Origin of the sequence: Tolypothrix sp. PCC 7712 (assembly GCF_025860405.1) — a bacterium.
GTDB lineage: Bacteria > Cyanobacteriota > Cyanobacteriia > Cyanobacteriales > Nostocaceae > Aulosira > Aulosira diplosiphon.
Map to the genome: position 1 here is coordinate 1,065,895 of NZ_CP063785.1, position 13,709 is coordinate 1,079,603.

14 protein-coding genes are annotated in these 13,709 nt (G+C 42.6%); 7 read left to right on the forward strand and 7 right to left on the reverse strand.

Going from position 1 to position 13,709, the window contains the following annotated elements; all coding sequences use genetic code 11:
* Positions 1–191 precede the first annotated feature (191 nt).
* Together tpiA and folP are read left to right on the forward strand one after the other, a co-directional pair.
* A complete protein-coding gene (gene tpiA, locus HGR01_RS04155; RefSeq protein ID WP_071989455.1) occupies positions 192–917 on the forward strand; it encodes a triose-phosphate isomerase in 726 nt (241 codons plus the stop codon).
* Positions 918–1,110: 193 nt separating this feature from the next.
* Positions 1,111–1,965 (forward strand): dihydropteroate synthase, encoded by an 855-nt coding sequence (folP, locus tag HGR01_RS04160; protein WP_071989454.1) that lies wholly within the window; start codon positions 1,111–1,113, stop codon positions 1,963–1,965.
* Between the two features lie 78 nt (positions 1,966–2,043).
* On the opposite strand, the gene HGR01_RS04165 is transcribed toward folP, so the two are convergent.
* The 4 genes from HGR01_RS04165 to HGR01_RS04180 all read right to left on the reverse strand — a co-directional run bounded on the left by HGR01_RS04165 (position 2,044) and on the right by HGR01_RS04180 (position 7,951).
* Positions 2,044–2,886, reverse strand: coding sequence for an SPFH domain-containing protein (locus HGR01_RS04165; protein WP_045872652.1), 843 nt, complete (start codon positions 2,884–2,886; stop codon positions 2,044–2,046).
* Between the two features lie 392 nt (positions 2,887–3,278).
* Complete coding sequence (locus HGR01_RS04170; protein ID WP_045872740.1) at positions 3,279–4,937, reverse strand: alpha/beta hydrolase; 1,659 nt, start codon at positions 4,935–4,937, stop codon at positions 3,279–3,281.
* A 123-nt stretch (positions 4,938–5,060) separates the two neighbouring features.
* Positions 5,061–6,578 carry an SLBB domain-containing protein gene (locus HGR01_RS04175; RefSeq protein WP_045872651.1) on the reverse strand — a complete coding sequence of 506 codons (1,518 nt, stop codon included), beginning with the start codon at positions 6,576–6,578 and terminating at the stop codon, positions 5,061–5,063.
* A 386-nt stretch (positions 6,579–6,964) separates the two neighbouring features.
* Positions 6,965–7,951: an ABC transporter ATP-binding protein gene (locus HGR01_RS04180; RefSeq protein WP_045872650.1), complete on the reverse strand. Its 987-nt coding sequence runs from the start codon at positions 7,949–7,951 to the stop codon at positions 6,965–6,967.
* A gap of 56 nt (positions 7,952–8,007) precedes the next feature.
* Here HGR01_RS04180 and HGR01_RS04185 point away from each other — a divergent pair, with 56 nt between their 5' ends.
* Positions 8,008–8,169, forward strand: a complete 162-nt coding sequence (locus HGR01_RS04185) for a hypothetical protein (protein ID WP_168161013.1) — start codon at positions 8,008–8,010, stop codon at positions 8,167–8,169.
* A gap of 253 nt (positions 8,170–8,422) precedes the next feature.
* Here the strand turns inward: HGR01_RS04185 and hisB are convergent, their stop codons facing one another.
* Positions 8,423–9,064 (reverse strand): imidazoleglycerol-phosphate dehydratase HisB, encoded by a 642-nt coding sequence (gene hisB / locus HGR01_RS04190; RefSeq protein WP_045872649.1) that lies wholly within the window; start codon positions 9,062–9,064, stop codon positions 8,423–8,425.
* 70 nt (positions 9,065–9,134) lie between these two features.
* On the opposite strand from hisB, the gene HGR01_RS04195 reads away from it, so the two are divergent.
* Positions 9,135–9,278 (forward strand): hypothetical protein, encoded by a 144-nt coding sequence (locus tag HGR01_RS04195; RefSeq protein WP_168161012.1) that lies wholly within the window; start codon positions 9,135–9,137, stop codon positions 9,276–9,278.
* On the opposite strand, the gene fabI is transcribed toward HGR01_RS04195, so the two are convergent.
* Positions 9,265–10,041, reverse strand: a complete 777-nt coding sequence (gene fabI, locus HGR01_RS04200) for an enoyl-ACP reductase FabI (protein ID WP_045872648.1) — start codon at positions 10,039–10,041, stop codon at positions 9,265–9,267. The two genes, HGR01_RS04195 and fabI, sit on opposite strands and share 14 nt — an antisense overlap.
* 380 nt (positions 10,042–10,421) lie before the next feature.
* Between fabI and ntcA the strand changes: the two genes are divergently transcribed.
* From ntcA to HGR01_RS04215, 3 genes are all read left to right on the forward strand, one after another.
* Positions 10,422–11,093, forward strand: coding sequence for a global nitrogen regulator NtcA (gene ntcA, locus HGR01_RS04205; protein WP_010998529.1), 672 nt, complete (start codon positions 10,422–10,424; stop codon positions 11,091–11,093).
* Between the two features lie 167 nt (positions 11,094–11,260).
* Positions 11,261–12,754 carry a DUF3084 domain-containing protein gene (locus HGR01_RS04210; RefSeq protein ID WP_045872647.1) on the forward strand — a complete coding sequence of 498 codons (1,494 nt, stop codon included), beginning with the start codon at positions 11,261–11,263 and terminating at the stop codon, positions 12,752–12,754.
* Positions 12,755–12,890: 136 nt separating this feature from the next.
* On the forward strand, positions 12,891–13,337 hold the full coding sequence (locus HGR01_RS04215; RefSeq protein WP_045872739.1) for a pre-16S rRNA-processing nuclease YqgF: 447 nt from the start codon (positions 12,891–12,893) through the stop codon (positions 13,335–13,337).
* Between the two features lie 17 nt (positions 13,338–13,354).
* Here HGR01_RS04215 and HGR01_RS04220 read toward each other — a convergent pair whose 3' ends face one another.
* Complete coding sequence (locus HGR01_RS04220) at positions 13,355–13,618, reverse strand: DUF3146 family protein (RefSeq protein ID WP_045872646.1); 264 nt, start codon at positions 13,616–13,618, stop codon at positions 13,355–13,357.
* Positions 13,619–13,709 lie beyond the last annotated feature (91 nt).

A 13,709-nucleotide genomic window follows, 5' to 3' on the forward strand; every position in this document is an offset into this window, starting at 1 on the left:
ACTGGATAGCCTGAGTTTATCTTCATTATTAAGCGATGAGGGCTGGGGGATTGAACATAAAATTTTTGTGATAAATACCCTGCTTTAAACCTTCCTGTGCCCAATACTCAACTCCTACAGAAAGGAGTGTCCGAAAAAGTAGTAAATTGAAAAATGCATCTAGTAGCGTTAGGAACTTGACTAAATCACCTGTGCGGAAAATCGTTATTGCCGGTAACTGGAAAATGTTCAAAACTCAGGCAGAGTCCGAAGAGTTTTTACGCGGATTTCTGCCTCACTTAGAGGACACACCCGAAGAACGCGAAGTCCTGCTGTGTCCTCCTTTCACTGACTTAAGTGCTTTATCAAAGTATTTACATGGTAGCCGTATCCAATTAGGCGCGCAAAATGTCCACTGGGAAGAAAATGGAGCCTACACTGGCGAAATTTCCGGCCCTATGTTGACAGAAATTGGCGTGCGCTTTGTAATTGTCGGTCATAGCGAAAGAAGACAATATTTTGGCGAAACAGACGCAACTGTTAATTTGCGGCTGAAAGCCGCTCAAAAGAGCGGTCTTACCCCCATTCTCTGTGTAGGCGAAACTAAAGAACAACGAGATGCTGGTCAAACAGAATCGTTGATTATCGGTCAGCTAGAGAAGGGCCTAGTCAATGTCGATCAAGATAATTTGGTGATAGCTTATGAACCAATTTGGGCAATTGGGACAGGCGACACTTGTGAAGTCACAGAAGCAAATCGGGTAATTGGCTTAATTCGTAGCCAGTTGACTAATGCGAATGTGTCGATTCAATATGGTGGCTCAGTCAAGCCCAATAATATTGATGAGATTATGGCTCAACCTGAAATCGATGGTGTTCTGGTAGGAGGCGCAAGCTTAGAACCGGAAAGTTTCGCCAGGATTGTGAACTACAACTAGTCTCCATTTTGTGGTTGTCAAGAGCCGCAGAGACGCGATTAATCGCGTCTGTACTCAAAAGTCAAATAGAATTTTGAATTTTGAATTATTTGTCTCTCTAGTCCCCAGTCCCCATTACCCCTTATCCCCAGAGGGGGCCCCGAGTTCCCCAATCCCCAATCCCCAATCCCTATTCCTCACCCCTAATTTGTCTATGTCAACTAACTTAATGATTCGGGGACGCTGTTTCCAATGGGGACAGCAGACTTATCTCATGGGTGTATTAAATGTAACTCCTGATAGCTTTAGTGATGGTGGTGAATTTAACTCTACTGCTACAGCTGTAGCACAAGCCCAAGCACTAGTAGCTGCTGGCGCTGATATTGTTGATGTCGGTGGTCAGTCTACGCGACCAGGAGCAGAGCAAATAACTGTTGCGGAAGAAATGGAGCGAGTGGTACCAATTGTCAAAGCCCTGCGTTCCGGAATGGATATACCGATTTCTGTAGATACAACTAGGGCAGATGTAGCTAAAGCATCTGTAGCTGCTGGCGCTGATATAATTAATGATATTTCTGGCGGCACTTTTGATTCAGAAATGTTGCCAACAGTAGCGAGTTTAGGCGTGCCTATTGTGTTGATGCACATCCGGGGAAACCCGCAGACGATGCAACAACAAACTGATTATCAAGATTTAATGGCAGAAATTTATAATTTTCTTGCAAAACAAATAGCTACTGCAATTGCTGTAGGCATTGACCAGCAGAAAATAATTATTGATCCTGGTATTGGCTTTGCTAAAAACTATGAGCAAAATTTAGAAATTTTTCGCCGCTTGCGGTCATTGAGAGTGCTTAATTGCCCTATTTTAGTAGGGCCTTCTCGTAAAAGTTTCATCGGTCGGATTCTCAATCAACCAGATCCCAAAGCACGAGTCTGGGGAACAGCTGCGGCTTGTTGTGCGGCTATCTTTAATGGCGCTGATATCCTCCGAGTTCACGATGTGAAAGAAATGCGTGATGTTTCATTTGTAGCCGATGCTTTGTTTCGGCAAACAACACAAGATTAGTGAATATGTTGTAAATAAATATACCGATTGACTAGAAAACTAGCGATCGCAAAACCACCTAAATTCTACGCCACATATCTAGGTATTCCCATTACCATTGGGTGTGCCATTACCTTCTATATTTGTACTCTCAGCAATCATCTCTTTCATCAAGTCGCCACTTTTGCCAGGATCTACAAACACAACTTTCGCGTTTTGACTTTCACCTAGCCTGTAACTAGCATTGATGTAATCTTGAGCCACAAGATAACGCAAAATTTCCTTACTTTCAGGATTGGTGCGTAAAGCTTCAGCAATTATTTGCATAGAAGTCATAGTTCCTTCTGCTTTCTTAATTGCGGCTTGGCGTTCTCCTTCAGCTTCGGAAATCAGCGCCCGTTTTTTGATTTCAGCTGCTCTTTCCTCTTCCATCGACTTCCGCACGCTTTCAGGCGGCGTAATGCGCTGAATATCTAAGCGGATAATCTCAACGCCCCAACCAGCTGTTGTATCATTCAACTGGTCTAAAATGGCTCTGTCCATCTCTGAGCGAGAGACATTGGTTTCTTCGACCGTATTCTGAGCGATAATTTCCCGGAGTGTGGTGTGAGCTAGCTGTACCAATGCGCCTTGGAGATCATCAATAGCGTAAAAGCTCTTTTCTATATCTTTAATGCGCCAGTAAAGGATAGCATCAACTTCGAGGTAGATATTATCTCTAGTAATGACATTCTGGGGCTTAATGTCTATATACTGCTCCCTGGTAGTATCTTCCATGACGATCTGATCTACCAGGGGAACAATAAAGTTCAGCCCTGGACTTAATTTACGATGATATCGCCCTAATCGCTCTACTAGAGCGACATTCCCTTGATTAATCAGTTTCGCAGATCCTAAGGCATAACCTATAAGCGCTAAGACTATAGCAATAATTGGCTCCATATCTGCTCCTAATTTAGCTTTTGGAGAAATTTTAGTTTAAAGGACATGGTACTATCTTGTCCTAAATCTAAGTCTAATGTTTTAAGTTTGTAATTTTCCGAACACGAGCCGCAACATTGCGATCGCAAGTCTCAACTCGTCTTGTGCAGATAGGACATTTTGCCTCAATGCAATCGCTATTAAAGCACCTTGATTACATACTGGCAAGGTCTAGGCTCCTCATGACAAAGGTTTTCAACTCCAGCATTGTATTGTTTGCTGAGTGTGGTTGCGATCGCATATTGACCAAGCCGATTTTATATTAAACAAACAAAACCCACGCAAGTGAGTTTAAATGCTGATGCTCTTGTTGGCTTCCATTTAATTACGAATTATGAATTACGAATTAGCAATTATTTGGTCAGCTGATCAACAACAAAACCTAACCAGGGTTTGATATTTCTAGGTAAATCAGAATTCAGGCGCAGGGGTAATTCTGGTGTCGAGAGAGATTGAGCGTAAGCAGGTGTGAGAAACGGTTGATAAATTTTCGCTTCTGGGGTTGACTGTTTGACAAACGCTAAGGTGACACCACGAACTAACTGACGCAGAGAATTGGTTTCGGAACCGCGCTTTTCTGGAAAAATGGTAGTGGCTGTACTAGCGCTATAGCTGGGATCGCTAATACTTAAGTGAGTTCCACCAATAGCGGTTAACAAATATTTGTTGCTTTGCAGTTGATTAAAAGGTGCTATTTGGTGTTTCAAGGACGGGGTTAGAGAATCTTCAGTGCTAGTTAAAATTAATACTGGATTATTAATTTTATTTAGACCTGTTTTACCAAACAGATTACCAACTACAGGGTTAAAAGCGATCGCACTTGTGACTCTTGGGTCTTTTAATTGTAGTTTCTTTTCTTTTAATGGCGCAGCCGCACACTGTAACCAATCCCCAGGTGATTCGTTGATAGAAAGAGAATTTTGACAGAATTGTCTGACTGCTTCTAAATCTACTTCTGGGCCTAACAAGGCTAAAGCCGTATAACCGCCCAAGGAATGACCGATAACAGTAACTTTATCAGTGTTAAATTTTCCTTGTAGCGTTCCTGATTGATTGTTGAGTTTGGCTAGTTCGTCCAGTAAAAAACTGATATCTTTGGGGCGATTAATAAATTCTGTAGCTGGTAGTATTTGGGCTAAATTTGTTGGCGTTGAGGTTTGATAAATAGAGTTATTTATCTTGCTATCTGGATGTTCAATCGCCGCTACAGTGAACCCGTAGGAAGCTAAATGACGCGCTAAGTAGCTCAAGAATTTGCGGTTTGCACCAAAACCAGGAGAAATTACAACTAATGGTGCTTGGGTGCTACCTTTACTCCAATAAATATCTACGGGAATGCTTCTTTGACGTTGCTTATCTTGTAGAGTAAGGGTTTGTTGTTGTACTGCTTCTTTACCAATAGCAGCGGGATCAAAGGTCGGTTGAAAAGTTGTAGTGTTTTTGACTAACAAATCTCTTTCTAGCAACGTACCTAAGGCTTGGCTTTGCAGGTAATTGCTGTTGAATTCTACGGCAATTTGAATGGCTTTAGTTGCATCTAATGTCACATTTTCTTCTGGGTAGGCTCGTAAAAACCCCAGCACACTCAAACCGTTAACTTGACGTAGAGAGAGGTTGAGTGCGGCTTGGAGACCTTCTACTGTACTACCTGGGATTGCAACTCCCAATGATGAAATTAACTGTTGACCTTGTGGCGATCGCACTAGGTCATCAAAAAACTTATCAGCCAAAGCTGGATCTACTTGTACGCGCCGATTCAATAATTCTTGAAATTGTGGAGTTAAGAAAGGGCGAAAAAGTTGGAGGTTTTCTGGAAGTTTTCCGGTTTTGGCAAATGCTTCAATATCGCCGATGGCGATCGCTTGCTGAAATGGCCCTAAGCGGATAGTGATTTTTTGGGCTGCTAAAGTTGAAGTCATCCCCGCACCCCAACTGAGTGCAATGGTGATGCTACATAGTAACCCTTGCACCCAAGATATTTTACGCTGTTGTTTGCTACGCCAAAAATGCATATTAGCCATTAATTATTTAGTTACAAAAAATTCATAACGCATAACTGTGACTCGACAATATACACTTTTGTTGCAGCCTGGGGACATAAATCCGCAAGCAGTGTCCCCAGTACTTAGATAAATCTAAAATCCAGAGAAGATAGTTCTAAGAATCCCGAAAACAGTACCTATAGGATTGAATATCACACCCAGGGTATCACCAGCCTGAGCTGTACCATTGCGGCTGACTACGACCACATCGTTATTGCGAAGTATAGGATTAGTTTGCTCGTTGATTCCTTTGGAGAAATCTACTTGTACTACACGTTTGGTTACAGTTCCATTGGGATTCAAGCGAATCAAATCTACAGCACCGCTTTTCGCTCTAGCATCGTTAAATCCACCAGCAGCTAGCAATGCTTGGTTTAATGAACTATTTGGCTTCAGGTCTACAGAGCCGGGTCTTTTAACTTCGCCTACTACACCAACTTGAATAACTGTGGGAGACAAAGTAGTAGTTGCTAATTGAGTCGCTTCTGCGGGGTTAATCTCAGTTGCTGTGGGGATAACAATTGTATCTCCATCTTGCACAATTACATCTTGGTTAACATCGCCACTCTGCAACAGTTGCCAAAGATTGATATCTATAGTTTGTTCTGTTCCAGTTCTGGTGGGGCGGCGGATTTTCAGATTGCGAATATCAGCTTGTGGTGTAATTCCCCCAGCTAGTTGAATTGACCGTGTGAGAGTTGGGAAACCAGTACCAGTAGCTCCACCATTTTGTCCTTCTGTACTACCTTGAGTAACAAGATAAGAACCAGGACGGTTAACTTCCCCAATTACTGCTACGGTGCGTGGTTTTGTAGGGTCGGCAGCAAAGTTAGCTGCAAACAAATTGCGTGCTTCTGCTACGTTAAAAGTAGTGGCAGTAGGTACAACGATGGTATCTCCATCTCTTAAGGTAATATCCTGCCCAATTGTGCCTGTTTGGATAAATTGTTTTAAATTCAGCGTTACTGTTTGCTCGCCAGTTCTGCCTACCTTGCGTCGCAACTGCACTTTAGTGACATCGGCTGCGAGTGTTACGCCTTCGGCTGTGGTCAGGGCTGCTAATACAGTTGGGTATTGTACACCGGGATTGTTTCCTGCGCCTCCCTGTAAGTTGAGAGTGTAAGCTCCTGGGCGTGTAACTTCCCCTGCTACGAAAATATTGATGGGGCGTGGTGATAGCAGGTTAACGGAAATTAGAGGACGTTTCAGATAGCGCGTGTATTTTTCGCTAATTAAATCAGCGGCCTGTTCGGTAGTTAGCCCGAGAACTGAGACACTGCCAATTAAGGGTAAGTTAATCGAGCCACCAGGGGGAACTTGGTATTCACCCGTATATTCTGGGACTTCAAATACGTTTACCCGTATCAGGTCGCCGCCGCCTAATAAATAATTAGTATCTATAACAGATGATACAGATGGCGCTGCAGGTGGTGTAGTTGGTGCTGTAGTAGGTGTTGTGAACTGAGCATTAGGTAATACTGGTCTTCTATTCGGTGATACCGGTTGTCCCTGAGCTTGACTGGCAGATGGCGCAGCAACATTAACAGCCGTTAACACAACCACACCCATAATTGACTGAGTGAGGATTTTAAGCAAACCTGTATTAAGCATATTTACCTAAGACTCTGAAACTACAATTGCTAAAATACTGTCTAAACATTTTAATCTTGACTATAGGGAATTACTCAAGTTCCGTCACATTCTTATTTTCTTATAAAAACTTGACCTTCCGGAGAAGTATTTGTTGCCGGAAATTGAACTTTCAGTAAAGCTAATTTAAAGTTTGGACAATTTAAATCTTAATTGATGGTAAATCTGGCAGTGATGTTACTGAAATATTTTTATAAATTTGCAAGTAAATATCAACTAAGTCTTGTTATTTACTTAATTATGCTGTGTTATTTGTAATTTGCCAGAAGTGTAACTTAGCTATTGCCTAACTTAATTCTCAGTATACTTAGCAGAAATTACCAATAGTAATCCTACACTTAATTGCATTAGTGAGACAAATTATGTTTATGTCGAATCTGTTGCATAAAAAACTCTTCAAGAGAGAGGCGCGACAAATTCATCGCCATAATTTGTCCTCCCATGAGACGGAGACTCGCTAAAAAATCATAGTAATTGTCTTGTTGTAGTGTGCCTTGCCAAGAACCATCAGCTTTAAACACTACATTAGGTAACCATCTCTCTAAAATGTCACCGTTACCGCCTATACCTTTAACTTCATATATGCTGGAGTCGCCTAATAGTTCATGGAAGGAACCAGTACAGATTAATTCCCCTTGAGCGAGAATGGCAACGCGATCGCATAATATTTCAACTTCACTAAGAATATGGCTGTTGAAGAAAATTGTCTTACCTGCGGCTTTGAGTTTTAAAATAATTTCCCGCATTTGGTAGCGACCTACAGGATCGAGACCAGACATCGGCTCATCTAGAAATATCACATTGGGATCGTTGATCAGTGCCTGAGCCATACCAACGCGTTGTAACATACCCTTGGAATAGCGACGCATCTGTTTTTTGCGTGCATCAGCCTGAGATAAACCGACTAATTCTAAGAGTTCGGGAATGCGTTGGCGTTGAATATGTTGGGGAATTTGGAATATTCCCGCCGCTAGCTGCAGAAATTCCCAGCCAGTGAGATAGTCATACAAATAGGGATTTTCTGGCAGGTAGCCAATATATTGCTTAACACTGCGATCGCCTAATGGTTTACCTAGTAATAATCCCCTGCCAGAGGTAGGGCGGATAATTCCTAGTAAAAGTTTTAACAGAGTGGTTTTCCCCGCACCATTGGGCCCTAGTAACCCAAAAGTTTCCCCTTGGTGAACAGTTAAAGAACAATTTTTGAGGGATGTAACTTTTTGATGCATCCAAAACCCAGTACGGTAGACTTTCCGCAACTCAGAAGTGAAGACTACGGGTGGTGCGTCAGGGGTATTTAGCTGAAAGTTAGGAGCGTCTACAACAGACTTCATCGCAGTTCCATAAACAATTACCAAATTTGCCAAAGTTATGCTGTAGGGCTATAACTTTGTTCACTATCAAGGGTACCCATTGGTTAGCAATAACTAACATGATTGTGAAAATTGTTGCCAATGAGGTACTTAACAGAGAGTTAACGGCAAAGCCTCTAGGACGCGATGACAGCCCAGCTAATTGGGGTATGGTAATCATTGGTGTCAACTTAAGCTAAAAGCGATATAGGGCGGGCGTTGTACAAATACCTCGCGCCCTCATCCCCTAACCCCTTCTCCCGCAGGAGAAGGGGAACTAAATCTCTGGCTCCCTTCTCCCTGTGGGAGAGGGGCTGGGGGTGAGGGCGAAACCTTGCACAAGAGAGGGTTTCACGTTAAGTTGACACCACTGCATGATAATTTCCCATACAAGCAAAATCCCACCCCCTGAACAGGAAGTGGGATGAGCTTTAGCATATTATGGTGATTGCTTTACAAAACCCCTTTGGAGCTGGGAATCATCCCAGCACGACGAGGGTCAATTTCTAATCCGATCCGCATTGCTCTAGCAAATGCTTTAAAAGTTGCTTCAATGATGTGATGGGAATTAATGCCATCTAACTGACGAATGTGCAATGTTAATTGGCTATGGTTAACCAGCGCCACGAAAAATTCCCTGACTAGTTGGGTGTCATAGGTTCCTACCCTCTGAGTAGGAATTTCTAAACCATAGCTGAGGTGGGGACGGCCAGAAAAGTCTAATGCTACTTGCACCAACGCTTCATCAAGTGGTGCAAGGAAATTACCAAAGCGGACAATACCTTTCCTGTCACCTAGCGCTTTACTCAAAGCCTGTCCTAGGGTAATACCCACATCTTCGTTAGTGTGGTGGTCATCAATTTCCCAATCTCCTTTAGCTTGGATATCCAAGTCAATCAGCCCGTGGGAGGCAATTTGATGCAGCATATGATCCAAAAAGGGAATCCCTGTAGCTGCCTTACAAATCCCTGTACCATCAAGGTTGACAGTAACTTGAACATCAGTTTCACCAGTTGTGCGATGAACAGAAGCAATCCGAGGGCTGGAATGAGATGGTTCGTGAGAGAAATTAATTTCGCGATCGCTAATTTGCATGGTTAGTGGGGATAGGGGACTGGGGATTGGGGAACTCGGGGCCCCCTCTGGGGATAAGGGGTAATGGGGATTGGGGATTGGGGAGATGAGGGGGATGAGGGGGATGAGGGGGATGAGGGAGATAAGGAAGAAATATCATTACCAATTACCCATTACCTATGCCCCATGCCCCATGCCCCATGCCCCATGCCCAATATCTACTACATCCCCATAATTTCATATCCTGCATCCACATATATGACTTGTCCTGTAATACCAGTGGACAAATCACTACACAAGAAAGCAGCTGTATTACCTACTTCTAGCTGGGTGACTGTGCGTCGTAGGGGAGCAACTTCTTCTACATGGTGAATCATATCTAAAATGCCGCCGACGGCGCTAGATGCCAAGGTGCGAATTGGCCCAGCGGAGATGGCATTAACGCGGATATTTTGTGGCCCCATTTCCGCCGCTAAATAACGTACACTAGCTTCCAACCCTGCCTTAGCAACTCCCATAATGTTATAGTTAGGAATCGCCCTAATGCTACCTAAATATGTGAGGGTGACGATACTTCCGCCTTCGGTCATTAAAGGTTTAGCTGCACCGCTCAACTGCACGAGGGAATAAGTACTAATTTGAAGTGCTGTGTTGAAGCCAGCGCGTGTTGTTTGGCTAAAATCTCCACTCAAATCGTCTTTATTAGCAAAAGCCAAGCAATGAACTAGGATGTCTAGCTTTCCCCATTTATCTCGAATGGTGTCAAAGGTAGATTGAATCTGTTCATCGTTTTGGACATCGCAAGGAAGAAATAAGCTGGGGTTAAGAGGTTCTACCAATTCCGCAACTTTTTTCTCCATTTTGCCTTTTTCATCAGGTAAGTAGGTAATACCTAAGTTAGCTCCAGCTTGGTGTAGTTGTTGGGCAATTCCCCAGGCAATTGAGCGGTTATTTGCAATACCTGTAACAAGGGCGTTTTTTCCAGTCAGATTCAGCATGAGAAATGGTGAGTGTAAACAATCATTAGGAGCATACTAGAATCTGAGGCTAGTTTATCTTTGTTTTACAGAGGATTTGTAAAAATGTTATTGGTAAGGGTTTTTACAAGAATAAAATTAAAGTTTATTCCTGAATAAATTCTCAAGAACTCTTGATTTTGTCTTTAAAAAAACATTGCTAATACAGCTAATGTAACTAGCTATTCAAGAAGTACTAGCTAAAAATATCAAAAATTATGTATCATAATAAACAAATAATTAGGAAACAATTATTTTGAGTATAGGAAAGTACAGAAAGGTTGACGGTGCTTTATTGATTTTTCAGGTGTATTCTTAGGTAATCAGTTTTTGTTTTTCCGGCATTGGGTAGGGGAAGGGAGATGATCGTGACACAAGATAAAGCCCTAGCAAATGTTTTTCGTCAGATGGCAACTGGAGCGTTTCCTCCAGTTGTAGAAACGTTTGAACGCAATAAAACGATCTTTTTTCCTGGCGATCCTGCTGAACGAGTTTATTTTCTTTTAAAAGGCGCTGTTAAGCTTTCCAGGGTGTATGAGGCAGGAGAAGAAATCACAGTAGCGCTGCTACGGGAAAATAGCGTTTTTGGTGTGTTGTCATTACTGACAGGAAACAAATCGGATAGGTTTTACCATGCCGTTGCATTTACCCCTGTAGAATTATTGTCAGCTCCTATTGAACAAGTAGAGCAGGCACTCAAGGAAAATCCAGAATTATCAATGTTAATGCTGCGAGGTCTTTCTTCGCGAATTTTACAAACAGAGATGATGATTGAAACCCTCGCGCACCGAGATATGGGTTCAAGGTTAGTGAGTTTTTTATTAATTCTCTGTCGAGATTTTGGTGTTCCTTGTGCAGATGGGATCACAATAGATCTGAAGCTATCTCATCAAGCGATCGCAGAAGCGATCGGTTCTACTCGTGTTACCGTCACCAGGTTACTCGGCGATTTACGTGAGAAAAAGATGATTTCTATTCACAAAAAGAAGATTACTGTGCATAAACCTGTTACTTTAAGTCGGCAATTTACTTAAAAGCAATTGGGGAAAGCAGAGGAGGCGAATGTTGTGTTTTTAGAAATCACACCACTATGGAGGTAAATCTAAAAATTGATGAAGTTCAGCAATTGCCAATCTCTGATTTCCCGCAGAAGATGTTTGAAAGTAGTAGGCTGTATCTGGAAGCATTTCGGTAGCTGAAGATGACCACTGGGTACATCCTCATTGCAGCAATTTTAATTCTAGGGGGCGTACTTGCCACCGTGGGCGATCGCATCGGCACACGAGTTGGCAAGGCGCGCCTTTCTTTGTTTAAATTACGTCCAAAAAATACGGCAGTCTTAGTAACGATTTTTACTGGTACTTTAATTTCAGCATCCACCCTCGCAATTTTATTTGCTGCTGATGAAGGATTACGCAAAGGGGTGTTTGAGTTAGAGGATATTCAAAAAGACCTCAGACAAAAACGCGAACAACTCAAAACTGCGGAAACCCAGAAAAGTCAAGTTGAAGGGGAACTAAATCAAGCGAGGAAAGAACAGTCCCAAGCCCAGCAAGACTTACAAGTGATCAATCAGTCCTTGCAGGCGGCGAATGCCAAACAACAGGTAACACAGGCTCAACTTAACCGCACTCTCAAGCAACAAGCACAAACCCAAAATCAGTTGCAACGCACTCAAAGCCAATTAGGCCAAGTCGTAGCACAATACCAAAAAGCAATCACAGAACTGCAAAGCGTTGAGGATGAGAAAAAGAGTCTGTTAGCGGAAATTGAGCAACGTAAAATAGAACGCCAAAGACTGTATGCTGAAGCCAAGAAAGCGATTGATGAAGCTAAAACAGCAATTGTCAAACGCGATCGCGAATTAGCCAACAGACAAGAAGCGATTGAACAACGGGATCAAAAAATTGCCCGCTTGGATAAACTCATTCAACAACGCAATCAAGAAGTTGCAGCCCGTGAACTAGTAATTGCTAAACGGGAATCTCGCCTAAAAGACTTAGAAAAGCAACAGAATTATCTAGAACAAGAAGTAGCCAGGCTGGAAAAATATTACCAGTCATATCGTGACCTGCGTTTAGGAAAATTGGCTTTAGTACGGGGTCAAGTTTTGGCGGCGGCTGTAGTTCAAGTAACTCAACCGACGGCGGCGCGTCAAGCAATTATTCAACTGCTCCAGGAAGCCAATCAGAATGCTATCCTCGAATTAGCTGAACCTGGAACAAATACCTTAAATAATGTAGAAATCCTGCATGTTACCCCAGATCGGATCGAGCAATTGATCAAGCAGATAAATGATGGTCGAGAATATGTCATCCGGATTTTCTCTGCTGGTAATTACGTCAGGGGAGAAAAGCAGATAGAATTCTTTGCTGATTCAGCGAGAAACCAACTGGTCTTTTCTGGAGGACAAGTACTAGCCAGTACTACAGCCGATCCCAAGACAATGACATCTTACCAACTTAGGCAAAGGCTGGATCTACTAATTTCTGCTTCGCAATTTCGCGCCCGAAATGCTGGCATTATTGAAAATGTTCAAATAGATGGCACTTTTCTGCGCTTTGTTTCCCAACTCAGGCAATCTGACCAAGCATTAGAGATTAAAGCGATCGCAGCTGAAGACACTTTCACAGCTGGGCCGCTGAGAGTCAAACTAGTGGCAGTAATCGGCGGCCAGGTTATTTTTAGTACGTAAAAAATTAACCAACTAGATATTAATCCGATTTAAGCTGATTTAAGCGGCTGATATATCTTGAACTTGTAGTTCAAAAATAGCCAGCAGTCTAAATGAGAGTGTGGTTACAGTTGAACTTTTAAATTTTAATTTGCTTATGAATCTCCGTGAATTCTCACCGACACAACCAGTCATTTTAGGCTTTGATCCCGGTCGAGATAAATGTGGATTAGCAGTGATCGGGCTAGATCGGCAACTACATTATCACCAAGTTGTACCAGCAAATGCCGCGATCGCTACCATTGAAACCCTGCGTCAAAAATACCCAATTTCCTTAATGGTAATGGGCGATCAAACTACAGCCAAGCAGTGGAAACAACGGCTGCAAAAAGAATTAGTAGAACCGTTAAATATTGTTTTGGTAGATGAACGCTATACCACCTTAGAAGCACGCGATCGCTATTGGCAAATGTATCCGCCTAAAGGACTGACAAAGCTATTACCGCAAGGTATGCGACAACCACCACGCCCAATAGATGACATTGTTGCCATTCTTTTAATTGAAAGATATCTTAATCGCCTAGCAGAATCAGTTAACAGTTAAAAATTGTCAGGAAACCATTACAGTTCGGCACGAATAGTAAAAGCATAGTCTCCTCCAGGCTCTAACTGATAATCTTGTTTCTCCAAGAAGCGACCTAAAGGTTCTTTAATTAAGGCGCGACCTTGAGAAGGCTTTACAGACAGTTCTCCCCGGCGAAAATGCCATTGGAACTGCCATTCATACTCACCCGCACTTACTTCGCCCTCAAGGAAGCCGTGTTGCCAAGATTGGCGGGTTATTTTGACATGGGCGATGGTTTCTGGCAGACGTTTAGCACTCACAATGCTGTATATCAAGTTAGGAATTAAAGTTAACCACGTAGGCTAATTCTTTTAATACCAAACATAGCGTAAATTCAGAAACTGACAAAGT

What these genes read in the sequence shown, in the direction of transcription:
- folP (WP_071989454.1), top strand. Translation starts at nt 1,111, where the DNA reads ATGTCAACTAACTTAATGATTCGGGGACGCTGTTTCCAATGGGGACAG.
- HGR01_RS04165 (WP_045872652.1), bottom strand. Translation starts at nt 2,886, where the DNA reads ATGGAGCCAATTATTGCTATAGTCTTAGCGCTTATAGGTTATGCCTTA.
- HGR01_RS04170 (WP_045872740.1), bottom strand. Translation starts at nt 4,937, where the DNA reads ATGCATTTTTGGCGTAGCAAACAACAGCGTAAAATATCTTGGGTGCAA.
- HGR01_RS04175 (WP_045872651.1), bottom strand. Translation starts at nt 6,578, where the DNA reads ATGCTTAATACAGGTTTGCTTAAAATCCTCACTCAGTCAATTATGGGT.
- HGR01_RS04180 (WP_045872650.1), bottom strand. Translation starts at nt 7,951, where the DNA reads ATGAAGTCTGTTGTAGACGCTCCTAACTTTCAGCTAAATACCCCTGAC.
- hisB (WP_045872649.1), bottom strand. Translation starts at nt 9,064, where the DNA reads ATGCAAATTAGCGATCGCGAAATTAATTTCTCTCACGAACCATCTCAT.
- fabI (WP_045872648.1), bottom strand. Translation starts at nt 10,041, where the DNA reads ATGCTGAATCTGACTGGAAAAAACGCCCTTGTTACAGGTATTGCAAAT.
- ntcA (WP_010998529.1), top strand. Translation starts at nt 10,422, where the DNA reads ATGATCGTGACACAAGATAAAGCCCTAGCAAATGTTTTTCGTCAGATG.
- HGR01_RS04210 (WP_045872647.1), top strand. Translation starts at nt 11,261, where the DNA reads ATGACCACTGGGTACATCCTCATTGCAGCAATTTTAATTCTAGGGGGC.
- HGR01_RS04215 (WP_045872739.1), top strand. Translation starts at nt 12,891, where the DNA reads ATGAATCTCCGTGAATTCTCACCGACACAACCAGTCATTTTAGGCTTT.